Origin of the sequence: Sphingobium sp. B11D3B, assembly GCF_025961735.1 — a bacterium.
Classification (GTDB): Bacteria; Pseudomonadota; Alphaproteobacteria; order Sphingomonadales; family Sphingomonadaceae; genus Sphingobium.
Genome location: NZ_JAOQOF010000001.1, coordinates 728,646 through 752,174, shown reverse-complemented (window position 1 = coordinate 752,174; position 23,529 = coordinate 728,646). Strand labels below are relative to the sequence as shown.

The window sequence follows — 23,529 nt, the reverse complement described above, 5'->3', positions numbered from 1 at the left end:
CGAACCGATGAGGTTAACAAATCAGGTGAGCCGATGATTACGAGGATCAGGGAAGTCCGCAAGGCGCGGGGCCTCACGCTGGAGGGAGTGGCGGCCCGCTGCGAACCCCCAACCACGGCCCAGACCATCGGTCGCCTCGAAACAGGCACGCGAACCGTATCGGTGAAATGGCTCAACCGTATCGCCGCCGCGCTTGATGTGCAGGCCAGCGATCTGGTCGATCTGCCCGCCAGCGAGAAAGTTCCCGTCGCCGCGCTGGTCGGCCCAGACGGCGCCGGCGCGCCCAGCCGCCCGCTCACGCTGGTGCCGCCCGCCGTGCCCAAAGGCGCGCTTGGCATCCGCATGACCGCCGCGCTTGGCGATTACCGCGCCGGAGACGAATTGTGGTGCGAACCCCTGCCGCCGGAGCGGTTCGCCGACGCGCTCAACCGCGACGTGCTGGTGCCCCGCCCCGCCGGCCGCTTCCTCTTTGGCCGCCTCATCGGCCGCGACGGCGCCATGCTCCACCTCCTCCCGCTCGGCATCGGCATGCGCCAGCAAGTGGTGAACGACCCCGCCTGGATCGGCTTGCCGGTGCGGCTGATCAGGGATTTGTGATCCTAATCGCGGCACCCCACAATGCGCTCGTCTGGGACTAAAGTTGATGCCGCATCTGCCTCGGCGGCCTGATGCTTTAGCGATGATCTGAACTTATGACGCAACCTGCGGAGCCCTTTTCCCTCACACTCGCAAGAGACGGCGCCGAGCATTTTCATGGCGCCGCTTCAAATTGCCTTGGAGAAATTTGCGAAATATTGAGCACGCTTCCCGGAGGGCAAGCCGGCTTGCGTCTTCGTAACGTAGCGGGCCTCCGGCCTCTTTTGGCATCCACAGGACCAGTAGGATCTTTGGCCGCTTCGGTTCTCGGAGAGCGCTGCCAACCGGTTCGAGCGATCCTGTTCGACAAAACCAACGAGACGAATTGGTCGCTCGCGTGGCATCAAGATCGGACAATATGCGTGCAACGCCGATTGGAGGTCGAAGGCTATGGCCCTTGGAGCAAGAAAAGCGGGATGCAACATGTTGAGCCGCCCTTCGCCCTCCTTGAACGGATGCTGACCCTACGCTGCCACATCGATGATGTTCCAGAAGACAATGCGCCACTTCTGGTTGCGCCAGGCTCACATCGCGCCGGCCGGCTTCCCATAACCCAGTATGATAACGTCGTTCAGAAATGTGGGGTGCGGGCCTGCCTAGCTCAAGCTGGCGATGTCTGGGCTTACGCCACGCCCATTCTACACGCTTCCGCCGCCAAAAAGTCCGCGGGACATCGGCGCGTGTTACAGATCGATTACTCGGCAGACGAACTCAAAGGCGGACTGGAATGGCTAGGCATATAATGCCGGCCGACCTGCAACCAGTCAGCTTTGGACTTCAGGCAACGCTTACTCCGCGGCGTTCGCTACGCCCGCCGCACCCGGCTCCGCCACCGGGATCGTCCAGATCGTCACATTCATGAACATTACCATCGCCGCGACGATCATCAGCCAGCCGCGCTTGGCATCGTGCCGCCAGCCGATCATGTAAATGCCGCCCACGCCCAGCGCGATGCCGGCGAGCATGAGGATGGAGAGAATGGTCCCGCTCATGGCTGCGCGATAGCCCGAGCGGGCAAGTCACGCAATCCACGGTGGCATTCTGGGCCGGTGGATACTAGATAGCGGCGCGAAGCCGACTCGTTCAAATTCAGAGTTGGGCCGGGGACCTTCTGCCATGCGTATCGCTATAGCTTCCGACCATGCCGCAACCGACCTCAAGGCCGCGTTGGCCAATTGGTTGCGCGAGCAGGGTCATGATGTGAATGACCTTGGCCCGGCCGCGGGCGAGAGCGTCGACTATCCCGATTATGGTTACAAGCTGGCCGCACAGATCGCGGCCGGTCGCGCCGAGCGCGGCGTGGCGCTGTGCGGATCGGGCATCGGCATTTCCATTGCCGTCAATCGCGATCCGGCCTGCCGCTGCGCGCTGGTGAACGAGCCGCTCTCCGCCCAGCTCTCACGCGAGCATAATGATGCGAACGTGATCGCGATGGGCGCCCGCCTGATCGGCCCGGAAATGGCCAAGGCCTGCCTTACCGCTTTCCTCACCACCGATTTCGGCGGTGATCGTCACGCGCGGCGCGTCGGTAAGCTCGGCAATCCGCCGGCGCTCGCCACGACGGCGTGATGCCGCGCCCGATCCGTTGAACACAGAAGTCTGATAACAAGGAACATCCGCTCATGACTGCCTCGCCAGCCGCTGCCGATCTCGACAACCAGCCCGCCATCCGCGCTCAGGGCTTTTTCTCGACCGGCCTTGCGGACGCCGATCCGGAGGTGTTCGCCGCCATTCAGGGCGAGCTCAAGCGCCAGCAGGATAAGATCGAGCTGATCGCCTCCGAGAACATCGTCAGCAAGGCGGTGCTGGAAGCGACTGGCAGCGTGTTCACCAACAAATATGCCGAGGGCTATCCCGGCAAGCGCTATTATGGTGGCTGCGAGTGGGCCGACGTCGTAGAGAACCTCGCCATCGAGCGCGCCAAAAAGCTCTTCGGGTGCGACTTCGCCAATGTGCAGCCCAATAGCGGCAGCCAGATGAACCAGGCAGTGTTCCTCGCGCTGCTCCAGCCGGGCGACACCTTCATGGGCCTCGATCTCTCGGCGGGTGGCCACCTCACCCACGGGTCGCCGGTCAACATGTCCGGCAAGTGGTTCAACTGCGTGTCTTACGGCGTGCGCAAGGAAGACCAGCTGCTCGACATGGACGAGGTGATCGCCAAGGCGCGCGAGCACAAGCCCAAGCTCATCATCGCGGGCGCCACGGCCTATCCGCGCGTGTGGGACTTCGCGGCTTTCCGCGCGATTGCCGATGAAGTGGGCGCCTATCTGCTGGTCGACATGTCGCACTTCTCCGGCCTCGTCGCCGGTGGCGCGCATCCCTCGCCCTTCCCGCACGCCCATGTCGTGACGACGACCACGCACAAGTCGCTGCGTGGCCCCCGCTCGGGCATCATCCTCACCAATGACGAGGCGCTGGCCAAGAAGTTCAACTCGGCTGTGTTCCCCGGCCTGCAGGGCGGCCCGCTGGTGCATGTTATCGCCGCCAAGGCCGTCGCCTTCGCCGAGGCGCTGCAGCCCGAGTTCAAGGCTTATGCCCACCAGATCGTCGCCAACGCCAAGGCGCTGGCGGCCAGTCTCGCCGACGCTGGCGTGGCGGTGGTATCGGGCGGCACAGATAATCACCTGATGCTGATCGACCTGCGCTCGCGCAACACGACCGGCAAGGCGGCCGAGAAGGCGCTGGATCGCGCCTACATCACCTGCAACAAGAACAGCGTGCCGTTCGACACGGCGAGCCCGTTCGTCACCTCCGGCCTGCGCCTCGGCACCCCGGCGGGCACGACGCGCGGCTTCCGCGAGGCCGAGTTCCGCCAGATCGGCGGCTGGATCGCCGAAGTGGTCGAGGGGCTGCGTCGCAATGGCGATGAAGGCGATGGCCAGATCGAGGCGCATGTGCGTGAGAAGGTGAAGGCCCTCACCGCCGCCTTCCCGATCTACTGAGCAAGGACCGCGACCGATGAGCAAGCCCGACGATCTCGCCCAGCGCGCCAAGGCGGAAGCCACCGGCATGGCCAAGCAGGGGCTTGCCCATCCCTCCACCAAGCCAGTGCTGACCGGCGCGGCGATTGGCGCCGTGGCCGGACTGGTCCTGCCGGTGGTCTCACTGCCGCTCGGTCTTGTGGCCGGCGCCGGTATCGCCTTCTGGCAGAGGATTCGCCGCTAAATGCGTTGCCCTTATTGCGCCCATGAAGACAGCCAGGTGAAGGACAGCCGCCCCACAGAGGACGGCGCCGCGATCCGTCGCCGCCGCCAGTGCGAAGGCTGCGGCGCGCGCTTCACCACGTTCGAGCGCATCCAGCTGCGCGACATCGCCGTGGCGAAATCGAACGGCACCAGCGAACCCTTCGACCGGGACAAGCTCGCCCGCTCCATCGAAATCGCCTGCCGCAAGCGGGCAATCGACACGGTGCGCATCGAGCGGCTGGTCTCCGGCATCCAGCGCCAGCTGGAAACCAGCGGCGAGACGGAAGTCCCGGCCGCCCGCATCGGCGAACTGGCGATGGAAGGCCTCAAGGGCCTGGACAGCGTCGCGTATATCCGCTTCGCCAGCGTCTATCGCGATTTTACCGAGGCGAAGGATTTTGAGTCCTTTGCAGGGTCGATCCGTGAGGTTGGCCGGGAGTGAGGCACCACGTCGCCCTCCCCCCGTTCGCCCTGAGTAGTCACTGAGCCTGTCGAAGTGGCGTATCGAAGGGCCTTGCCATGAGCTTCTACACCTATCTGCTGAAGTGCGCCGATGGCAGCTATTATGCCGGCCATACGGACAATCTGGACCTGCGCATTGCCCAGCATGAGTCTGGATCAATTCCCGGCTACACAGCAACGCGCTTGCCGGTCGCTCTTTCGTGGTCGGAATCGTTCGGAACGCGCGAGGAAGCATTGAGTGCGGAGCAACAGATCAAGGGCTGGTCACGCAAGAAGAAGGAAGCGCTGATCGCGGGAGATTTTGAGGCCCTCAAGGAAGCGGCGCGGAAGTCCTTCGATACGCCGCTTCGACCGGCTCAGCAGCAACTCAGGACGAACGGGGAAGAAACAGCCGCATTTCCTTCCGTCAGCGCTCCTGCCTCGCCTGCGCTCAGCTCGGCCCTTCGACTTCGCTCAGGGCGAACGGAGGAAAGTGAGCAAGTACAAGGGCATGACACCCCACGCCCCGTCATCGTCCTCGTCCGCCCTCAACTCGGCGAGAACATCGGCAAGGCGGCGCGGGCGATGCTCAATTTTGGGCTGACCGAGATGCGGCTGGTCACCCCGCGCGATGGCTGGCCCAATCCAGCCGCCGGCCCCGCAGCAGCCGGCGCGGACGAGGTTCTGGCCAACGCGCAGTTGTTCGAGACGCTGGCCGATGCGGTGGCGGACTGTCCGCATGTCTATGCCACCACCGTACGCAAGCGCGGGGTCACCAAGCCCGTGGTGACGCCGGAAGAAGCCGCGCGGGACATTCACCTTGCGCAGGGGCGCAGCGCCATTGTCTTCGGCCCGGAGCGATCCGGGCTGGAAACCGATGATGTCGCGCTTGCCAGGGCCATTCTCACGGTGCCGATCAACCCCGAGTTCGGCTCGCTCAACCTTGCGCAGGCCGTGATCCTGTGCGCCTATGAGTGGTCCAAGCAGGCCGCGCTCAGCCAGCCGACCCACACCGACCTGCTGCCCCCCGCCCCGCAGGAAGAGCTGGAGGGCATGATTGCCCAGCTCGATGGGATGCTGGAGCAGGCCGGCTATTTCTATCCGCCCGATCGCGCTCCGGCGACACGGCGCACCCTGCGCGGCGTGCTCACCAAGCCCGGCTGGAACAGCCTTGAGGTGCGGACGCTGCGCGGCGTTCTTTCCGCGCTCGCCAATCCGCGCCCGCGCTGACAATCAGCGACGCTGACACCGCGCGACAGGCCCATTGAGGCCCATCTTGCGCGTCAAAACCGACGAACCTCCCTGCCATCGCGGCCAGCCGTGCCACCGCTCTGGTGCCCGAGCGCTTTCTTGTTCAAGGCTGGTGCGCGTCAGGAAGAAGAATGAGAACAGACGTTTCGGGTCGTGAACATCATTGGGACGCCATGCGCGCCCTGCTCATGCTGCTCGGCATTCCCTATCATGTCGCCATGGCCTACCGCGCCAATGACGTGTGGATCGTCAATGCGGGCGAAGGTGATCTCGTCTTCACGTGGATCGCCGGCATCATCCACCTGTTCAGAATGCCCGCTTTCTTCGTGATTGCTGGCTATTTCGCAGCGCTGCTGCTGATGCGCCGCGCCCCCGGTGCGTGGATAAAAAACCGCCTGATCCGCCTCGGCTTGCCGTTCATCGCGGCGCTGCTTACCCTCAATCCGCTGCTCAACCTGTTCACGGAGCTGTCCAATTTCAGTCTATGGGGCGCCTTGGGCTCGCTGGAGAAGAACAGCCTGCAATCCGGCGGATATTGGGTGCGGCATTTGTGGTTCATCATCGTGCTGCTTTATCTGTGCGGTGCGGCCGCCCTGCTCTGTCATCTCGCAACGCGCGCGGGGCAGGCTGTGCTTCCCGCGCGTCTCGATGACTGGCTTGGCCGGCATATGGCAGCGGCCGTGATCGGCCTTGGCGTGGTGATCGGTCTATGGCAGGCTGGCATGATCGAGCTCTTCTATGCCTGGGGTTTCGCCACCAACCTGCCCCAGCAAATCCTGCGCATCGACCAGTTGGTCCAGTTCGCGCCGTGGTTCGCGCTCGGCTGGCTGGTCTGCCGCGCCCCCGAGTTCCGGGCAGCGCTGCACAAGCCTTCCGCGTTGCTTGCGCTCACCGCCCTCGCCGCCACCCTGCTCTACCTCCAGATCGGGCGAGACGTGCACCCGATGACGGAGCGGTTCATCGGCGCCATCGCGGCGATCTCCATGACGCAGTCCCTCATTGCCGCGATGAAGCGACTAGCCGACAGGCCAAGCCCGACGGTGCAGGCGCTGGTGAGCGGGGCCTTCGTGATTTATCTCGTCCATCTGCCCATTACGGCCGGTCTCGTCGTCCTCGGCCAGCACATCGCCATGCCGGTGGTGGTGAAGGCGGGCGTGATCACCGCGCTCACCATGGCGCTCAGTTGGGGCTGCTGGCGCATCGTCCAGGCCTCCCCTACCCTGCGCCTGCTGTATGACGGCGTGGGGCCGGAGCTTCCGCGCCTGCCCCCACCCCCCGCGCGAAAGACCGCCACCGCGACGGCGCCTTGACTTTCCGACCCTCGCCCGCCATAGGCGCGCCTTCGCAATCGGCCCCGCACCCCGGTGCAGCGGCGGCCCTGCCTCTGAAAATGAGTGTCAGGCGAAAGACCGGGATCGACGCCAAACCCTTTCAGGGCGCGGCAGACGTTGTTCGCAATTGAAGGAAAGTCATCATGACGAAGCGCACAAGCGCCAAGTACAAGCTCGACCGTCGCATGGGCGAGAACATCTGGGGTCGCCCCAAGAGCCCGGTCAACAAGCGTGAATATGGCCCCGGTCAGCACGGCCAGCGCCGCAAGGGCAAGATGTCCGACTATGGCATCCAGCTCCGCGCCAAGCAGAAGCTCAAGGGCTATTATGGCGACGTGACCGAGAAGCAGTTCAAGAAGAGCTACATCGAAGCCAGCCGCATGAAGGGCGACACCAGCCAGAACCTCATCGGTCTGCTCGAGCGTCGTCTGGACGCGGTCGTCTACCGCGCCAAGTTCGCGCCGACGATCTTCTCGGCCCGCCAGATCGTCTCGCACGGCCACATCTATGTGAACGGCGTGAAGTGCAACATCGCGTCGCGTCTGGTGAAGCCGGGCGACGAGATCACGCTCGGCAAGAAGGCGCAGGAAATGGCGCTCGTTCTCGAGGCGCAGAGCCTGCCCGAGCGCGACATCCCCGACTATCTCGCCCCCGATGGCGCCACCAAGATCACCTACACCCGCGTCCCCACGCTGGACGAGGTGCCCTATCCGGTGAAGATGGAGCCGAATCTGGTCGTCGAGTTCTACTCGCGCTGATCGATCGGCCTCTCAGGCAGATTTCAAAAAAGGCGGTCCGGCAACGGGCCGCCTTTTTTCATTATTCTGAACCGGCGCCCTGCCGCTTGAACGCACCCGGAGGCGATGCCATGAGGAGGGCTAACAATTTGAAAGCTCTGTCATGCGCCCCGTTCTTGCCCTGCTCGCCTTACCGCTCATTGCCTTGGCAGGATGTCATTCCCGAGACGTTGTGCAGAGCAGTGCGACGACAGCGCCCGCGCCGATCGCCCAGACGCCGACATCCGACTTCGTCCTTCCGGCTCCGCAACCCGGCCGCCTCATCGACATCAACCTGCTCAAAAGCGTCACGCGCACCCTGTCCTCGGACGCTTTCGAAGGGCGCGCGCCCGGGACTGTCGGCGAGGAAAAGACCGTCTCCTATCTCATCGCCCAGATGCGCAAGGTTGGCCTGAAACCCGGCAACAAGGGAAGCTGGACGCAGGACGTGCCGCTGGTCGAACTGACACCCTCGCCGGACATGACCTTGCGGATCGCCGGGGCAAAAACCGCCATCAACCTCGCCTACAAGACGGATATGGTTGCGGGCACCTATCGGGTGGTGCCGACCAGCACGGTGGCGGCCAGCGACATGGTGTTCGTCGGCTACGGCATCAACGCGCCCGAACGGGGCTGGAACGACTATGCCGGCGTAGATGTGCGCGGCAAGACGGTGGTTATCCTCGTCAACGATCCCGATTACGAGATGGAAGGTCTCGACGGCCCCTTCGAGGGTCGCGCCATGACCTATTATGGCCGCTGGACCTACAAATATGAGGAAGCCGCGCGGCAAGGCGCGGCTGCCGCGCTGATCGTTCACGAGACATTTCCGGCCGCTTATCCATGGGACGTGGTCGTCTCCTCCTGGACCGGGCCGCAGCTCAACATCGATGTGCCGGGCGATCATATGGATCAGTCCGCCGCGGCTGGCTGGGTGACGCTCGATGCTGCCAAACGCGTTTTCGCTGCGGCCGGCAAGGATTTCGCGGCACTCAGCGCCGCGGCCAAGCGCCCGGGCTTCCGGGCGGTCCCCCTGGGTGACCTCAAGGCCAGCATCACCATCAACAACACGATCCGCCGCCAACGCTCGCGCAACGTGATCGGCGTCCTCCCCGGCACCAGCCGGCCTGACGATTATGTGCTCTACACCGCGCACTGGGATCATCTGGGCCGATGCGAACCGATCGATGGCGACGACATCTGCAATGGCGCGGTCGATAACGCGACGGGCACTGCCGCGCTGATCGCGCTGGCCAAGGCTCACCGTGACGCAGGCCCCACCGCGCGCACGCTGGTCTTCCTCGCCGTGACGGCGGAGGAAGCCGGCCTGCTCGGCTCGGCTTATTATGCCGAGAACCCCGTCTTCCCGCTCGCGCGGACGGTGGGTGGCATCAACATGGATGCGCTGAACATGGCGGGCCCGACCCGCGACGTGGTGGTCATCGGCGGCGGCAAATCCGAGCTGGAGCTGTTCCTCGAACGCGCCGTCAAGGATGCCGGCCGCGTCATCAAGCCCGAACCGGCGCCGGAAAAAGGCAGCTTCTACCGCTCGGACCATTTCAGCTTCGCAAAGCAGGGCGTGCCCATGCTGTATGCCGAGAGCGGCGAGGACCTGGCGGATGGCGGCGTGACGGCCGGCCAGGCCGCGGCCGAAGATTACACGGTCCACCGCTATCACAAGCCGCAGGACGAATATGATCCCCGCTGGAATTGGGCCGGCGCGGCAAGCGATCTCCAGCTTCATTATCGCATCGGCCGCGAACTGGCGCAGAGCGACGTGTGGCCCAACTGGTTCTCAACCGCAGAATTCCGGACGATTCGCGACCAGAGTCGAAACGGTGCGAATGCGCCAAAGTAGACGGAACAGGTTATTAAGAGCCTTGGTGTTAAAACTTTAAATCATCGATTTGTTAAGGCCAGTTGTTCTGAGCAAGCGATGAGTTGTTGCGGTGCAAAAATGAGTTGCGCGAAAGCGCAGCCAAAGCTAGCCCAAGGCGCAAATCAGGGAAATTCCGTCGACATGGCTACTGTTAACCCGCGTTCCTTTCACCCTTCCCGGGTAGACCATGAAAGAACGCTCGAGGCGGGCCTGTCCGTTATCACGCAAGAGGCCGCTGGTCTCGCAGCCTTGGCTGCGTCGCTCGATCAGTCCTTTTCGGATGCCGTCAACGTCATCCTGAATACGCCCGGCCGTGTCGTCGTCGCAGGCGTCGGTAAGTCCGGGCATATTGCCCGCAAGATTGCAGCAACCTTTGCTGCGACCGGTACATCCTCCTTCTTTCTTCACGCCGGGGAAGCAGCCCATGGCGACCTGGGGATGCTGAGTCAGGGCGATGTGCTGATCATTCTCTCCAACAGCGGCTTTTCGCCGGAATTGCGCCCGCTGCTCACTTATGCCGGGCGGCGGGGCGTACAGGTGATCGGTATTGTCTCGCGGCGTCATTCGCCGCTGGGCGTCGCAGCCGATATCGTCCTGCAACTGCCCGACGCACCAGAGGCCTGTCCCGTGCGGATTGCGCCGACGACCTCCACCACGATGATGTTGGCGCTTGGCGACGCGCTGGCCATGGCTGCCATGGAACGTCGCGGCCTCACGCGCACCGATATTGCCCAATGGCATCCCGGCGGAGACATCGGCTCGCGCCTCGCGCCGATCGAAGAAGTGATTAACGTCAACGACCCGCTTCCCCTGGTCCGCTGGGACGCGCCGATGCGCGACGTGGTTTTCGAGATGACAAGCGGCGGCAAGGGCGTGGCGGGCGTCGTGTCCGATGATGGCTCGTTGGTCGGCATCATTACCGATGGCGATTTGCGCCGCGCTTTCGACCATGTGCTTACCGCCCGTGCGGCCGATATCATGACCAGCGCCCCCATCACTGTGCCCGTGGGCACGCTGGTGGAAGAAGTTCTCACGCTCATGAACGATGCCAAGATCACGGTGCTGTTCGTCACGGCGCAGGATGACCGCGCAAAGCCCGTCGGCATCGCGCATATTCACGATCTCGCGCCCTGAGCGGGTGCGCCATGATCGCCGGTCAACGTCACGCCCAGATTGACCGCGAGGCTGATGGAACCCGGCTTGCATTCGGCCAGAGATTAGACGACGGGAAGCCGCATGAGTGAGCGCCCTGCCCTGGCTGACGCTGGGACCGTCATCATTATCCCGACACGCTATGGATCGAGCCGTTATCCCGGCAAACCGCTGGCGCCCATCATGGGCCCTGATGGCATCACGAAGACACTCATCGGGTGGAGCCATGATGGCGCACTCGCCGTCTGCGAAGACGCGGCCGTCGTCGTCGCGACGGACGACAAGCGGATCACCGACGAAGTCGATGACTTTGGCGGCCAGTGGTTGATGACGCCGGAAAGCTGCGGCAATGGCACCGAGCGGGTGGCGGCCTGCCTCGACGCGCTGCCCAATGCGCAACTGCTCGTCAATTTCCAGGGCGATGCGCTGCTCACCCCGCCGGCTTTCGTCACTGCCCTGGTAGACCATATGAACGCCAATCCGGAGACGCAGGTCGCGACCGTCGCGGTGCGTTGCTCGGCCGAAACCTATCGCCACCTTGCCGAGGATGCCGCGCAAGGCCGGGTCGGCGGCACCACCGTCGTGGTCAACAACCGTTCCGACGCACTGTATTTCTCCAAGCGCATCCTTCCCTATCTGCCGGACGGCCGCATGCCGGACGAGGACATGCCCGTCCTGCTCCATCTTGGCCTCTACGCCTATCGCCGCGCCGCGCTTGAGCGCTATGTCGCGCTGGGGCCGACGATGCTGGAGGCAGTCGAGGGCCTCGAACAGTTGCGCTTCCTCGTCGCGGGCATACCGGTCTCGGTCGTCACGCTTGAGGAACAAGGCTATCCCATCGTAGAGGTGAACAACCCCAGCGACGTTCCGCTGGTCGAAGGGATTCTCAGCGCGCGCGCCTTGCCCTAGGTGAGGATCATGCGCGAGACACAGGATCGTCCGGGCAAGCCGCGCCATAGCAGGCGGGGGCGTGCGCGGCAGACCATGGTGCTGTTGGCATTGCTGGGGATGACGCAGGGCTGTGCGTCTTTGTCTCGCGACGTCCTCTATTCTCCCCATAACAAAGCCGGCGTGACCCATTGGGACGGCGCGCCACCCCAGACCATCAGCGTCACCATGAAGGATCATCTCGCACTCACCGGCTATTACTGGCCGGGCGCGCCGGGCGACCCCGACATCTTCGTCATGTTCCACGGCCGCAACTGGAATGCGGAAATGAATGCGAATGCTGCCCAGCATCTGGCCGGGGCAGGCAATGCGGTTCTGGCTGCGTCTTACCGCGGCTTTGGAACCAATCCGGGTCGACCGAGTGAGGACGGCCTGCTGATCGATGCGAGCGCGTTCATCGCAAAAGCGAGGGATCTGGCCGGGCCCGGCGCGCGTGTCTGGTTGATCGGCCATTCGCTGGGCTCTTCCGTAGCGCTTCATGCCGCAGCGAGAGAACCGGATATCGCTGGCGTGATCGCGATGAGCGTTTTCGTTCGCATTGCCGCCGCCGCGCCAAAGATCAGCCGTGCCTTCATTCCGGATCGATGGGACAATCGGGAGGCATTGAAGGCGATCAAGGTCCCGGTGTTGTTCGTGCAGGGCGATCTCGACCGCCTCGTTCCGAAGACCAGCGCCGATACGCTGTTTGCGGCTTATTCCGGCCCCTCCAGTCTGGTCACAGGGGTGGCCTCCCGTCATAATCCCGACATGGCCCTCCTGTCGCCCTGGCTGAACCGCGTGATCGAAGCGATGCGTGCCGATCCCCACGCCGCCGTGCCCAAGCCGCCGACGGGCTGGCTGGAGAAAGTGCATCGCCCATGACGCTCGCCGCACAGACGATCCTCGCCGTTCCTCCTTTTCCCGGCGGCAAACCCTATCCGGTCGTCCTCAGCGCTGCGGGGGGCGAGAGCCATGTCCGCTCGGCAACCGCGGAGCAAATCCTCGCGGCCCTGCGACAATATCGCGTCGGTGGTCCGTTCTGGGCGCCGGACGATCCTTGGACAATCGCACAAGAAAGCGTGACAGGGTCCGCCGACCATCCGCTGATGCTGCTCAGCGCTATCGCAGGCAAGCGCGTTTGCCTTAACGGTGAAGGCGCATTCGCTGCGCTGTCCGACCGCGCGCCCGGCGCCCCCGAGACTGAGGCCATCATCGCCGCTTTGGTCGGGCGGCATCTGGTGCAGAACGTCGCCTACGCAGACCCGTTCACCGGCCAGCCAACCAGCGCACTCGATTTGATCGAAACGCTGGCGAGCTGGCGGCGCTTGATCGACGCCAACCGCCCGATCGCCGCCGCATTCGGCTTCGCGCACTGGAAGCGGGATACGGTGGACCCCTTGCTCTGGGCCGGCGGCGCCGTCCCGTTCCGTCCTTCCAATCCCGCCGCCCTGCGCGATCTCACGCCCAGCGATGCCATTGCCGTGTGGAAGGCGCGCATTCCCCCTGCCCTGCTGGCGGAGATCGAGGCGGGTCCCTGGCCGGTGATGGAAGTGGAGGATGGCTTCATCCGCTCGGCCGGACTCGGCGCGGACTGCGTCCCGCCGCTTTCCATCATCGTCGATGATCTGGGCGTCCACTACGACCCCACCCGTCCAAACCGGCTGGAGGAGATGCTGGCGCAAGGCACACCCTCCCCCGACATGCTTGCCCGCGCGCGCCGTCTGCGCGAATGGTTGGTGCGCGAGGGCGTCAGCAAATATGGCATCGGCCGCGCAGCCACTCTGCCCCGCCGGGGCGGGCAGAAGCGTCATCTCCTCGTGGTCGGTCAGGTCGAGGATGACCGGTCCGTCCAGTTCGGCGGCGGGGCGGTCCAGTCCAACCTTGAACTGCTCCGCCGGGTCCGCGCAGGCGCACCGGATGCGTGGATCGTCTATCGACCGCATCCCGATGTTGAAGCGGGCCATCGGCGCGGCGCCATTCCGACGAATATCGCGTTGGATCTGGCGAACGAAATCAACCACGACAGTCCGATCAGCGCGTTGATCGCCATGGCGGACGAGGTGCATGTCATCACTTCTCTCGCCGGGTTCGAAGCGCTGTTGCACGGGACACCGGTGACGACGCACGGCATGCCCTTCTTTGCGGGCTGGGGGCTCACCAATGATCTCGGCCCATCCCTGCCGCGTCGAAACAGGGCCTTAACGCTAGATGCGTTAACAGCCCATGTGCTTATTCAATATCCGCGCTATCTGGACCCCGTAACCAATTTGCCATGCACGGCAGAAATACTTGTCATGCGTCTCATTTCTGGTGTTCAGCGTCAAAATGTTGCGCTAGTCCCGCTCAGAAAGTTGGTTGGTTTGGCTAGACGGGCCATCGCGCACATGTTGGGAAACAGATGAAATTCCAGCCCATAGCGCATCGGAACTTCCTGTTCCTGCAGGGGCCGCCGGGGCCCTTCTTCTGGCAATTGGCCGAACGACTTCGCACTCTCGATTGCGGTATTTTCCGCATCAATCTGAATGGCGGCGATCTCGCCGATTGGCCCGGCGAGGCCACCAATTATCGCGGAAGTCGCAAGCGGTGGACCCTGTTCATTGATCGCTTCCTAAGCGACAATGCCATCACCGACATCATTCTGTTCGGCGATTGCCGCCCTCTGCACATGGCGGCCCATCGCATGGCACAGCTTCGCAAGATCGACGTGCATGTCTTTGAAGAAGGCTATATTCGTCCGGACTGGCTGACCCTTGAGCCGAGCGGCGTGAACGGCAACAGCTCGCTGCCGCGAGACCCGGAATGGTATCTGCACGCGGCGCGCAACCTGCCCCCCTTGCCGCAGCGCCCGGTCATCACCGCCAGCTTCAACCGCCGCGCGCGCGACGCCTGGCGCTATTACTCACGCACCTGGTTCGGGCGGCCGCTCTATCCTTTCTACCAGTCACACCGGACCGGGTCCCTGATGATGGAGGGCTTTGGCTGGCTCTATAAATTCTCGCGGGAAAAGGCAGATGCCCGCCGCGCCGAGGAGACCCTCGCACGTCTGCCTGAGGCCCCCTACTTCCTCTTCCCGCTGCAACTCTCGACTGACTTCCAAATTCGCGAGCATTCGCCGTTCTCGGACATGAAGGAAGCGCTGGATTACGTGCTTTACAGCTTCGCTCGCCGCGCGCCCAAGCATGTGCGCCTGCTCATCAAGGAGCATCCGCTCGATTGCAGCTTCATGAGCTGGCGCAATCATATCATGAGCCAGGCCCGCAAGGCCGGCATCGAAGATCGCATCTTGCACATCGCAGGCGGCGTGCTTGATGAGCTGACGGCGGACACCCTCGGCATGGTGACGATCAACAGCACCTCAGCCACGCTGGCCCTCGCCGCCGGCGTCCCCACCATGGCGCTGGGCAAGGCGATCTACAACATACCGCAAATCACCCACCAAGGTCGGCTCGACGACTTCTGGATGCGCCCGCAAGCGCCCGATCCGAACGTCTACGAGTCCTTCCGCCGCGTGCTGCACGATCGCTGCCTTGTCTATGGCGGGCTGGCGAGCGAGACGGCGACGAGTATATTGGTGGAATCGTCCGTGGAGCGGCTGGTTAGCAGTCGAACCGGCCAGTGGCAGCTTACGAGCGTTGCCACTTACGGCTGAGCAGCTAAATCCTCCAACCAGGGATCGAGCTTGGCGAAATGATCCGCCCAGGTCGGCGGTTGCCAGCCAGCAAGACGCTTTAGCTGTTCTGCACGTCGAATGCTGTCGGGCTGCGCAAAATCCTCAATCAACTGAGACCAACCGAGACCATCGATTGGACTGAGATAATCAGGAATGTCGCCCGCAAGCTCACGAAAGACCCCAAGATTACTAGCTATGACCGGCGTCCCGCTGGCCAACGCTTCCACGAGTGGAAGACCATATCCTTCGACGAAAGATGGAAAGAGCAGCGCTCGCGCCCCGCACATATAGGCTTGGAGCTCAGCATCGTCACAGCGTGACAGCTCAATAACATGCCCACGCAGCGCGGCGCTGCGCTCCAACATGTCGACAGCCTGCTCACTTTCCCAGCCGCGCTGGCCAATGATAACGAGTTGCGGGCATGCTACCCCCAAACGCCGAGCCATCTCTGCCCAGATCGTAAGAATAAAGAGATGATTCTTCCGGCCCTCGATCGTGCCAAGCATCACGAAGTACGGCTTTGAGGGCAAAAAATATGGTACTTCCGCGGAACTGGCGCGTGATGAGACATCCGCGCCCAGCGGCGCCACGAGCGTGGGCGGCATTTGAAATCGCTCTTGCGGCCTCGCGAATGCCGCGACCTCGCTCAGGGTATCGTGACTGTTTACGATAATACCTGCACCATTTCGTATAAGCGTGATCATTCGCCTTGAATGCTTCACGCTTTCGTTGGGCCTGCAATATTCTGGATGGGTAGTCGGGATAAGATCATGGACAAAGTATACGGGGCGCACGCCAGATCTCCTAATCCACGCCTCGTGCCCTACCCTATCCAGTCCGGTGTGACCGACGTTAACGTAAATGCTACGCCCGATACTCCCGTCACAACGCCAAGCACTTCGCAAAAGGGTCTTGCACCAGTCGCTCCATGATAAGAAGCACAGCCTTTTTCGTGCAGCTATTGGATCGCCGCAGAGCAAAATATCATATAACGACTGAGAAAAACGAAGCGAAAGAACGAGAGTAACTCGGCCGAATTGTACGACCCCTCGGGACCGATGACGATAGTGTGAGACATAAGCTAAGCAGGTCCGATCAATTCCTGTGGGTAAGACGCCATCGCGGGCACGCCACAAGAGCCGACTTACATCTAACAGAATTATGTCGTCAGCACTTCGCAATTCACAATTCCATTCACGCTCGAACTCGCGCTTCAATTCTTTGAAACCGAACCAGGCGAACTAGTCGACTACCGTTCTAACTGTGGCTACCGGAATTATTGCCGACGAAATCACACCAATAAACTTTTGAATATCTGCAAATGGAGCATTTGAAACATACAATATATCTTTGTCTTTAATGGGAAAGCTTTGCGCGACAAAAAATGCGGCCGGATCCCTCAAATTTATCCTGTAAATTACCGGAACCTTGCCATCTGGCGTGAGCGCCCCCTCCTTCAGCGTAGTGGGGTCAACAGCGCTCGGGTTTTCTAACCGAAAAACGAACACGCCCTTAATATCAGCTCTTTGATCTTGCAATCCGCCCACACGCCCGAGCGCTTGGGCCAAGGTTAAGCCCGTCGCTTCAAATGAAAGTTCTTCGTTTCTGCCGGTGGCGCCTAGTGCCGAAAAACTATACGGCTGGAATAAGGCTGTCACAACATCATCCGGCTGCAACCGTACATTCTGTTTCGGATTACGAATGACGGCATCCAATGGCATGGAAACGTTGGTATAACCCCGGGTGAGTTGGATGGTCATTTTACCGATCGGATGCTTCACCCCGCCGGCACTTGCCAAAACGTCGAGAAGCCGTTCACCTTTCGCGGTCAGGGGAACGCGAGCGTTCGTCGCAACGTCCCCGACCACGGTAACATTCATACTGGCATTTTTCACAACCCGGACGATCACCTGCGGCTGATGCGCCTTTCCTGCCAGCCGAGAAACTATCTCTCTACCTATATCCTGGGGAGCCCGCCCGGCAGCAACAATCGACCCAACAAATGGGATTACCACTCGCCCAGCGCTGTCTACCATCTGCTCTGGCAGCGCAGAATTGCGCGCAGTAGAAATTGCCGATCCTAATCTGGCATCGTTGGAAACAGACCCGAAAAGAGCAGCAGGCGGAGCCTCCCAGATTGCGATATCAAGGACATCCCCTTTTCCAACAACTGATCCCAAGGCAGGTCCGTCCCCGATAGCTTCAGAAAAAAACGACTTCTCATCGTTAGAAATTATCTGTCGGGCGACAGTATCCGTGACTTCAACGACGCGGATTCCGGCTCCACCAAATCCACCTTCGGACGCTGCCCTTACGCCCTTGGCGGAAGGCCCGGCGCTTGGCATCACCGAACAGGCCGAAATGGCGGTCGCCAATAATAAAAATGAAGACATTCGCGCAATATTCTTGATTGAAGTCATTTTAATTCCACGCTGGCCAGGTAGGTTTCATTAGTTCTGAAGCCTCGCGGGATATGGCCCAAGGCGAGGCTCGGATCAAGCGAACCTGGTGCCATAGGTTCAAGTGCCTGACTAAGCCGGGCTGATTTTTAATGCTTGCTCGCTCGCTAACGCACCTACATCATGGTCAGCTCGCTCGCCCAAAGGACGCTGCGTCCCGACTAGGTCGTAGACTCATAAGAGCGCAGCCACAGCCGCATTGAGGCGAGTTGGACCATTGCGAGGAAGTTGGCGGCGAGCTTGTCGTAGCGGATGGCGACGCGGCGGAAGTGCTTCAGCTTGGAGAAGAACCGCTCGATCAGGTTGCGCTCGCGATAGAGCCGCTTGCTGAAGCAGGGTTTCCACTTCCGGTTGGATTTGGCCGGGATGTTCGGTGTGGCTCCTTGCTCTTCCACGGATGCGGTCAGCGTCATAGGCCTTGTCGGCCAGCACGATGGTACGCGGGCCGAGATGGTCGAGCAGGATGTTGGCAACCTGTCCATCATGCGCCTGTCCCGCCGTCAGGCCGAGCCTGATTGGGAGCCTTTGCGCATCGACGACCGCGTGGATCTTGGTCGTGAGCCCGCCTCGGGAGCGACCGAGACAATGATCTCGATCCCGCTTTTTGCCGTCGCAGCCTGTTGGTGCGCCCGGATGGAAGTGCTGTCGATCATCTGGATGTCGCCGTCATAGGCGGCAGTGATGGCATCCATCATCCGATCCCAGACTCCTGCCTTCCGCCATCGCACGAAGCGATTGTAGCAAGTGGTGCGCGGACCATAGCGTTCGGGCAGGTCGCGCCATGGAGCGCCTGATCGCAGCACCCAGAAGATGCCGTTCAGCACGCGGCGATCATCGACACGCGGCACGCCTCGGGTTTTGTTGGGCAGCAGGGGCTCGATTGCGCGCCATTCGAAGTCGGTCAGGTCATATCGGCTCATGCCAAATGCTGAATCAGTTCTGCTTCCGGAAAGGAAGTCACTTGGCTACCAGCCCTCAAAAGGCCACGCAGTTCGGCGAACAACGCTTCGTTGTCACGATACCTCTTCCGCATCCGCGGAGACTACCGGCTTATGCCTGCTGACTCAATTTATGAGTTTACGGCCTAGCACTACTTTGGCGGATCATACGTCGCCATCGTTTACGGCAATGGGGGCATGTTGGCGGCGGAGGCTGGCTGAGCTGGATCAGGATCGCCTGCCTGATGGCCGGCAAGGTCGGCTGTGGCGGCGGGCTCTGGCTTCTTTTTTCCGACCCGCTGCCTTGAGGCGGCGAGCTTGCAGGAAGGCGAACGCGATCATGCTCATGAGGGTATGGCGGTGAAGACCTTGCCATGATCGTCCCTCAAAGTGATCGAGGCCAAGCTCTTCCTTGAGTTGCTGATAGGCTTGTTCGCAGACCCAGCGGGCCTTGATTGCACCGGCCAGTTTCCTGAGCGGCGTGTCGGCGGGCAGATTGCTGAGGTAGTATTTGCGCTCGCTGGTGGAACGATGCTCGCCGACCAGCCAGACCTCTTCGCCGGGAAGATGCTGCTGTCCGAGATCGCCGATCCGCTGCGGCGGGCCGTCTGCCACCCGCACGCGCATGGCAGCAAAGCGCGCCGAGAGCCTGCCCTTTGTCCCACGCCGCCAGCTCACGGTCTGCCACTTCGCGCTCTCGAGCACTTCCTGGGCAGGACGCGAAGCAACGTCAGGCACATGGTTCTTGCGTGGCCGCCCGCGGCCAGCAGCTGGGAAGACCATGGCAACATCGGCCGGATAGACCTTCTGCTTGTAAGGTATGCCCACTGCCCAGGTCAGACCGCGCTCGCTCAGTGCCTGCCGGAACGGGCCGGACAGGCCATAGCCAGCGTCGGCCAGTATGCCGCCCAAGCGCACACCAGCGCTGCGCACGCGGTCGATCTCGGCAAGGGCGATCTCGGGCTTGGTGCGATAGGCGCGCGCCTCTGCAGGAACCTTGGCACGATCCATCCGCGCCGCATCGCTGGTCCAGCTCTCAGGCAGGAACAGGCGCAACCCGATCATGACCGGCACTTCGCACGATGCCAGCGTCACCGATACAAGCGTCTGGCAGTTCGCGTTCTTGCCCAGCACCGAGGCATATTGCGGCGCCACGCCCACCGACGCACGCCCCTTCTTGGGCAAAGCCGTGTCATCGATGATTAGCCAGGCATCGCTGCCACCTACAAGCGCATCAGCCTGTCTGCACAGTTCCTCCTCCAATGGCGCGCTGTCCCACGAGGCACCGCCGATGAAATGGTGCAGCTGATCATAGCCGATCCCCGGCGAACGCATTGCCATCGGCTGCACGCTCTTGCGGTCACCAGGGCCGATCAACCCCTCGACATAGGCCGGGCACATCCGCGCCCTGCGCCGATCGCCCAACATCCCCACAAAGGGCGCAAGCCACTCCGTAAGATCATCCCGCCAAGCATCCGCCATCGCCAGCCTCCACACGCTGACGATCTTGAATCACGATAAGCAACTCATGGGAATCTCAAAAATGCACTTCTGCCAAAGTAGTGCTAGTTACCGGCGATTTTCATCGATTGCGCGGCGCGGCTTGGCAAATTATAGCGATTCAGATATCCCGCCATGGTGATTTTCCTACGTAATTAACGGGCTATAATTGTGGAATTAAGCGGAGAAATATTCGCCACACGGAGAATAATTATCGTGGGCGACGTGGTGCTGGACGGGTACGCAAGTGGAACTGTAGAAAGAATTTCTCCAGAGGCCCCTGTTCCAATTCTGCATCACATGAGCAATCAGGAAGTTCCGGGTGGCGCGGCTAACGTGGCCATGAACATCGCAGCTTTGGGGGGGAGCGTTGGGCTCGTCGGAGTCGTCGGAACTGACGAGGAAGCCAAAAGACTCGAAACAATGCTCACCGAAAGCGGGATAGAAACGCATTTTATACGGAGTGCCGAGCGGCCAACGACGTCAAAGTTGCGTATCTTGGTAAGCAATCACCAAATGCTGCGAATCGATAGAGAAGAAGTTTCGGATATTAACCCGGATGATGAAGATCGGGTCATTGTTGCGGCGACCGAACTCTTGGCGGCGGCCGACGCGATCATTCTGTCAGATTATCGCAAGGGCTGCCTGACGGATAAGGTTTTACAAGAATTAATCGATGCAGCGGTTGCGGCAGGGGTTCCCGTTTTTATTGACCCGAAACGGAAGGACTTTCGAAAGTACCGCGGCGCTACCTATCTGACGCCCAATCGCTCAGAATTGGCCGCCGCGACCGGTATGGCTTGCGATGGGGACGATTCCTGCCGGCTTGCGGCGGAGCAAGCTATTGAACAGACCGGCGCGACCATTTTACTCACGCGCTCCGAACGCGGAATGGTTCTGTTTCCGCCAAGGGGGCAAGAGATCTGGCTCCCTACAGAAGCAAAGGAAGTTTTCGATGTTTCCGGAGCCGGTGACAGTGTGATAGCGACTTTCGCCTATGCGCTCGCAAACGGAACGCCGGTAGCCCAGGCGCTACGCATCGCCAACTGTGCAGCAGGCATCGTTATAGGAAAAGCGGGCACCGCGACGACAACGCAGGCGGAAATAATAGCGGTGATGGAGCGTGAGCACGCTGACGTCGCGCCCGCCAACCGGATCGCTGATCTTACGTCAGCGCTACGATTGCGCGCGGAATGGAAGGCAGAAAAGCTGTTAGTGGGCTTTACCAACGGCTGCTTCGATTTACTGCATCCGGGCCATATCGCACTTTTACGAGAGGCAGCCCAGGAGTGTGACCGGTTGATCGTTGGGCTAAATAGCGACGCTTCAGTGCGCCGCCTTAAAGGAGCAAGCCGCCCCGTCCAAGACGAGAATGCTCGGGCGGATGTTATGGCCTCTATCAGGCATGTGGATTTGGTTGTCCTATTTGAGGATGACACCCCGCAGAAACTCATTGAGGCATTGAGACCCGACTTTCTTATCAAGGGCAGCGATTATGAAATCGACGAAATCGTTGGAGCTGATTTCGTGATGACTCACGGCGGAAAGGTCAAACGAGTCAACTTGAAGCCGGGGCATTCCACGACTAACCTAGTTGCGAAGAGCCAATCGCAATGAACCTCGAGGGTCATGGAGCAGCCGACCTGCGATCGGGATGGAAAAAAAAAGCGGCGGAGTGGCTCTTTGAGCATGCCATGCCGCTGTGGCTGTCCAAAGGTATAGACACTGAAAAGGGAGGCTTTTTCGGCGCCCTTGACCATGATGATTTGACTAACGCTGCGCCAGTAAAGCGCCTGCGCGTGCTGACAAGACAGCTCTATGTCTTTTGCCAAGGCGCCCAGGCGGGGGTGCCAGGAGCCAGACAAGCGGTAGAGCACGGCCTTCAATATCTGATCGATCGCTACACCCATCCGGACGGAGGATATGTCATGTCCTGCGATTTGGATGGGCAAGTCGCAGACTCCAGTCGAGATTTATACGATCTTGCATTCGTCTTGTTCGCATTCGCTCATGTTTATCGCCTGGATAATGATTCTTGGGTGAAGGAGAAGGCAGAGAGCCTTATCGAATTCATCTATGGACAAATGACGCATCCGTCGGGTGGATATTTCGAAGGCATACCTCCGAAGTATCCCCGGCGCCAAAATCCACATATGCATCTGTTCGAGGCAGCGTTAGCAGGGTTCGAGTCCTTTGGGGATTCGATCCATCGCGACTTGAGCGACGAGTTGGCGAAGCTGTTCGCTAATCACTTTCTGGTTAGGGAATCTGGTATCGTACTGGAATATTTCGAGGACAATCTAAAGCCGTTCGATGATACCCGCGGCCGGCGTATCGTTGAGCCCGGGCACCATTTAGAGTGGGCTTGGTTGCTTTCGGAACATGCGCGATTGCTCGGAGGATCCGCCGCCGCCTCGCCCCCCATCGCACGCTTCGCCTTGGTTCACGGGCTAGACCAAAGCTCGGGTTTTCTAAGGGGGGAGTTGTTCGACGACGGCGTTATCGCGACGGCCAATGTGCGCCTGTGGCCTCACGCCGAATGGCTTAAGGCTACTCTGACGATCGAGCAAGCCGGTGATCCACAATGGGCTTGGAATGCTCTGCAAAAGTTTCTCGACACGCCGACGACGGGATTATGGTTCGAGCGCTGGGATGCCGAGGCAGGCATCTTTCCAAAGGAGCCGGCGCCAGCCACGACACTTTATCATATCACTTCAGCCCTCACGACGCTGCTTTCTCATCAGGGCAATAGAGAGCGGTCAACACCTACTAGCGAGAGCAAATGATGCCACTTCTCGCAGGGGCAGTTTTTTTCGACCGCGACGGCGTGCTGAACGAAGATGTCGGCTATTTGCATAAGGCTGAGGACTTTCGGTGGATCGAGGGCGCACGTGATGCGCTGAAACTCGTTCAGGACCACGGCCTTCTTTCCATCGTGGTCACCAATCAGTCGGGGGTAGGCCGAGGATATTATACGCTCGATGACGTAGCGGCCCTTCACAGATGGATGACCTCCGACCTTTCCAAGGACGGAATTTCGATCACAGCTTTCTACGCCTGCCCCTATCATGAGGAAGCAACCGTGCCGGAATACAGGATTGCAGATCATCCCGATCGAAAGCCCAACCCAGGCATGATCCAGCGTGCCATCGCAGATTGGAAGATCGACCGGGGAAAGTCGGTCATGATTGGTGATAAGCAAAGCGACATGGTGGCGGCTCAGTCGGCAGGTGTCACCGGCGCTCTCTTCGGGGGCGGTAATTTGATGGACTTCCTGGCGCGCCACCTGCCCCGCTAATCTGGCAAATTCTAACGATCCGCCTACCGATATGAGTGAGGCACGCTTGCACCCCCGCTGTCCTCACCCTATCGATGCTACGGCGT

At 61.2% G+C, this 23,529-nt stretch carries 21 protein-coding genes and 2 pseudogenes; 18 read left to right on the top strand and 5 right to left on the bottom strand.

Features of this window, described 5'->3' with window-relative positions; all coding sequences use genetic code 11:
* Positions 1 to 33 precede the first annotated feature (33 nt).
* Both M2333_RS03565 and M2333_RS03560 read left to right on the top strand, forming a co-directional pair.
* A complete protein-coding gene (locus tag M2333_RS03565; RefSeq protein ID WP_181560009.1) occupies positions 34 to 597 on the top strand; it encodes a helix-turn-helix domain-containing protein in 564 nt (187 codons plus the stop codon).
* 95 nt (positions 598 to 692) lie between these two features.
* Positions 693 to 1,379, top strand: a complete 687-nt coding sequence (locus M2333_RS03560; RefSeq protein ID WP_181560010.1) for a phytanoyl-CoA dioxygenase family protein — start codon at positions 693 to 695, stop codon at positions 1,377 to 1,379.
* Positions 1,380 to 1,424: 45 nt separating this feature from the next.
* Here M2333_RS03560 and M2333_RS03555 read toward each other — a convergent pair whose 3' ends face one another.
* A complete protein-coding gene (locus M2333_RS03555) occupies positions 1,425 to 1,628 on the bottom strand; it encodes a hypothetical protein (protein WP_181560011.1) in 204 nt (67 codons plus the stop codon).
* 124 nt (positions 1,629 to 1,752) lie between these two features.
* Here M2333_RS03555 and M2333_RS03550 point away from each other — a divergent pair, with 124 nt between their 5' ends.
* The 13 genes from M2333_RS03550 to M2333_RS03490 all read left to right on the top strand — a co-directional run bounded on the left by M2333_RS03550 (position 1,753) and on the right by M2333_RS03490 (position 15,227).
* Positions 1,753 to 2,205, top strand: a complete 453-nt coding sequence (locus M2333_RS03550) for an RpiB/LacA/LacB family sugar-phosphate isomerase (protein ID WP_264610886.1) — start codon at positions 1,753 to 1,755, stop codon at positions 2,203 to 2,205.
* Positions 2,206 to 2,258: 53 nt separating this feature from the next.
* Entirely contained in the window at positions 2,259 to 3,578 is a 1,320-nt protein-coding gene (glyA, locus tag M2333_RS03545) for a serine hydroxymethyltransferase (protein ID WP_264570689.1), read from the top strand.
* 16 nt (positions 3,579 to 3,594) lie between these two features.
* On the top strand, positions 3,595 to 3,801 hold the full coding sequence (locus M2333_RS03540; RefSeq protein WP_264570690.1) for a hypothetical protein: 207 nt from the start codon (positions 3,595 to 3,597) through the stop codon (positions 3,799 to 3,801).
* On the top strand, positions 3,802 to 4,263 hold the full coding sequence (nrdR, locus tag M2333_RS03535) for a transcriptional regulator NrdR (protein ID WP_181560014.1): 462 nt from the start codon (positions 3,802 to 3,804) through the stop codon (positions 4,261 to 4,263). It begins immediately after the preceding gene.
* Between the two features lie 77 nt (positions 4,264 to 4,340).
* Complete coding sequence (locus tag M2333_RS03530) at positions 4,341 to 5,492, top strand: TrmJ/YjtD family RNA methyltransferase (protein WP_264610885.1); 1,152 nt, start codon at positions 4,341 to 4,343, stop codon at positions 5,490 to 5,492.
* A gap of 152 nt (positions 5,493 to 5,644) precedes the next feature.
* The gene (locus tag M2333_RS03525; RefSeq protein ID WP_264610884.1) at positions 5,645 to 6,823 is read left to right on the top strand and encodes an acyltransferase family protein; all 1,179 of its coding nucleotides are present in this window, start codon (positions 5,645 to 5,647) and stop codon (positions 6,821 to 6,823) included.
* 164 nt (positions 6,824 to 6,987) lie between these two features.
* Complete coding sequence (gene rpsD, locus M2333_RS03520; RefSeq protein ID WP_181560017.1) at positions 6,988 to 7,602, top strand: 30S ribosomal protein S4; 615 nt, start codon at positions 6,988 to 6,990, stop codon at positions 7,600 to 7,602.
* Between the two features lie 142 nt (positions 7,603 to 7,744).
* Positions 7,745 to 9,478: a M28 family metallopeptidase gene (locus M2333_RS03515; RefSeq protein ID WP_264610883.1), complete on the top strand. Its 1,734-nt coding sequence runs from the start codon at positions 7,745 to 7,747 to the stop codon at positions 9,476 to 9,478.
* Positions 9,479 to 9,748: 270 nt separating this feature from the next.
* Positions 9,749 to 10,633: a KpsF/GutQ family sugar-phosphate isomerase gene (locus M2333_RS03510; protein WP_319799386.1), complete on the top strand. Its 885-nt coding sequence runs from the start codon at positions 9,749 to 9,751 to the stop codon at positions 10,631 to 10,633.
* Positions 10,634 to 10,735: 102 nt separating this feature from the next.
* Positions 10,736 to 11,560, top strand: a complete 825-nt coding sequence (locus M2333_RS03505; protein WP_264610882.1) for a 3-deoxy-manno-octulosonate cytidylyltransferase — start codon at positions 10,736 to 10,738, stop codon at positions 11,558 to 11,560.
* A gap of 9 nt (positions 11,561 to 11,569) precedes the next feature.
* Positions 11,570 to 12,460 (top strand): alpha/beta hydrolase, encoded by an 891-nt coding sequence (locus M2333_RS03500; RefSeq protein ID WP_264610881.1) that lies wholly within the window; start codon positions 11,570 to 11,572, stop codon positions 12,458 to 12,460.
* A complete protein-coding gene (locus M2333_RS03495; RefSeq protein WP_264610880.1) occupies positions 12,457 to 13,980 on the top strand; it encodes a hypothetical protein in 1,524 nt (507 codons plus the stop codon). Before M2333_RS03500 ends, M2333_RS03495 begins: the two co-directional genes overlap by 4 nt.
* Positions 13,977 to 15,227 (top strand): capsule biosynthesis protein, encoded by a 1,251-nt coding sequence (locus M2333_RS03490; RefSeq protein WP_264610879.1) that lies wholly within the window; start codon positions 13,977 to 13,979, stop codon positions 15,225 to 15,227. The genes M2333_RS03495 and M2333_RS03490 overlap by 4 nt, the downstream gene beginning before the upstream one ends.
* On the opposite strand, the gene M2333_RS03485 is transcribed toward M2333_RS03490, so the two are convergent.
* From M2333_RS03485 to M2333_RS03470, 4 genes and pseudogenes are all read right to left on the bottom strand, one after another.
* Positions 15,218 to 15,952 (bottom strand): glycosyltransferase family 4 protein, encoded by a 735-nt coding sequence (locus tag M2333_RS03485; RefSeq protein WP_264610878.1) that lies wholly within the window; start codon positions 15,950 to 15,952, stop codon positions 15,218 to 15,220. The genes M2333_RS03490 and M2333_RS03485 overlap by 10 nt on opposite strands.
* Positions 15,953 to 16,489: 537 nt before the next feature.
* Positions 16,490 to 17,668 carry a polysaccharide biosynthesis/export family protein gene (locus tag M2333_RS03480; RefSeq protein ID WP_264610877.1) on the bottom strand — a complete coding sequence of 393 codons (1,179 nt, stop codon included), beginning with the start codon at positions 17,666 to 17,668 and terminating at the stop codon, positions 16,490 to 16,492.
* Between the two features lie 200 nt (positions 17,669 to 17,868).
* Positions 17,869 to 18,627: pseudogene (locus M2333_RS03475) on the bottom strand (IS5 family transposase).
* A 200-nt stretch (positions 18,628 to 18,827) separates the two neighbouring features.
* A pseudogene (locus M2333_RS03470) lies at positions 18,828 to 20,127 on the bottom strand (IS701 family transposase).
* Between the two features lie 189 nt (positions 20,128 to 20,316).
* Here M2333_RS03470 and rfaE1 point away from each other — a divergent pair.
* Genes rfaE1 through M2333_RS03455 form a run of 3 tightly spaced genes read left to right on the top strand, consistent with a single transcriptional unit; the run spans position 20,317 to position 23,443 of the window.
* Positions 20,317 to 21,762, top strand: coding sequence for a D-glycero-beta-D-manno-heptose-7-phosphate kinase (gene rfaE1 / locus M2333_RS03465; RefSeq protein WP_264610875.1), 1,446 nt, complete (start codon positions 20,317 to 20,319; stop codon positions 21,760 to 21,762).
* A complete protein-coding gene (locus M2333_RS03460) occupies positions 21,759 to 22,931 on the top strand; it encodes an AGE family epimerase/isomerase (RefSeq protein WP_264610874.1) in 1,173 nt (390 codons plus the stop codon). Before rfaE1 ends, M2333_RS03460 begins: the two co-directional genes overlap by 4 nt.
* Positions 22,928 to 23,443 carry a D-glycero-alpha-D-manno-heptose-1,7-bisphosphate 7-phosphatase gene (locus M2333_RS03455; RefSeq protein ID WP_264610873.1) on the top strand — a complete coding sequence of 172 codons (516 nt, stop codon included), beginning with the start codon at positions 22,928 to 22,930 and terminating at the stop codon, positions 23,441 to 23,443. The genes M2333_RS03460 and M2333_RS03455 overlap by 4 nt, the downstream gene beginning before the upstream one ends.
* The last annotated feature ends 86 nt before the right edge of the window (positions 23,444 to 23,529 follow it).

Excerpts from the sequence above, each read along its gene's own strand:
- M2333_RS03565 (WP_181560009.1), top strand. The coding sequence starts at position 34 with ATGATTACGAGGATCAGGGAAGTCCGCAAGGCGCGGGGCCTCACGCTG.
- M2333_RS03560 (WP_181560010.1), top strand. The coding sequence starts at position 693 with ATGACGCAACCTGCGGAGCCCTTTTCCCTCACACTCGCAAGAGACGGC.
- M2333_RS03555 (WP_181560011.1), bottom strand. The coding sequence starts at position 1,628 with ATGAGCGGGACCATTCTCTCCATCCTCATGCTCGCCGGCATCGCGCTG.
- M2333_RS03550 (WP_264610886.1), top strand. The coding sequence starts at position 1,753 with ATGCGTATCGCTATAGCTTCCGACCATGCCGCAACCGACCTCAAGGCC.
- glyA (WP_264570689.1), top strand. The coding sequence starts at position 2,259 with ATGACTGCCTCGCCAGCCGCTGCCGATCTCGACAACCAGCCCGCCATC.
- M2333_RS03540 (WP_264570690.1), top strand. The coding sequence starts at position 3,595 with ATGAGCAAGCCCGACGATCTCGCCCAGCGCGCCAAGGCGGAAGCCACC.
- nrdR (WP_181560014.1), top strand. The coding sequence starts at position 3,802 with ATGCGTTGCCCTTATTGCGCCCATGAAGACAGCCAGGTGAAGGACAGC.
- M2333_RS03530 (WP_264610885.1), top strand. The coding sequence starts at position 4,341 with ATGAGCTTCTACACCTATCTGCTGAAGTGCGCCGATGGCAGCTATTAT.
- M2333_RS03525 (WP_264610884.1), top strand. The coding sequence starts at position 5,645 with ATGAGAACAGACGTTTCGGGTCGTGAACATCATTGGGACGCCATGCGC.
- rpsD (WP_181560017.1), top strand. The coding sequence starts at position 6,988 with ATGACGAAGCGCACAAGCGCCAAGTACAAGCTCGACCGTCGCATGGGC.
- M2333_RS03515 (WP_264610883.1), top strand. The coding sequence starts at position 7,745 with ATGCGCCCCGTTCTTGCCCTGCTCGCCTTACCGCTCATTGCCTTGGCA.
- M2333_RS03505 (WP_264610882.1), top strand. The coding sequence starts at position 10,736 with ATGAGTGAGCGCCCTGCCCTGGCTGACGCTGGGACCGTCATCATTATC.
- M2333_RS03500 (WP_264610881.1), top strand. The coding sequence starts at position 11,570 with ATGCGCGAGACACAGGATCGTCCGGGCAAGCCGCGCCATAGCAGGCGG.
- M2333_RS03495 (WP_264610880.1), top strand. The coding sequence starts at position 12,457 with ATGACGCTCGCCGCACAGACGATCCTCGCCGTTCCTCCTTTTCCCGGC.
- M2333_RS03490 (WP_264610879.1), top strand. The coding sequence starts at position 13,977 with ATGAAATTCCAGCCCATAGCGCATCGGAACTTCCTGTTCCTGCAGGGG.
- M2333_RS03485 (WP_264610878.1), bottom strand. The coding sequence starts at position 15,952 with ATGATCACGCTTATACGAAATGGTGCAGGTATTATCGTAAACAGTCAC.
- M2333_RS03480 (WP_264610877.1), bottom strand. The coding sequence starts at position 17,668 with ATGACTTCAATCAAGAATATTGCGCGAATGTCTTCATTTTTATTATTG.
- M2333_RS03460 (WP_264610874.1), top strand. The coding sequence starts at position 21,759 with ATGAACCTCGAGGGTCATGGAGCAGCCGACCTGCGATCGGGATGGAAA.
- M2333_RS03455 (WP_264610873.1), top strand. The coding sequence starts at position 22,928 with ATGATGCCACTTCTCGCAGGGGCAGTTTTTTTCGACCGCGACGGCGTG.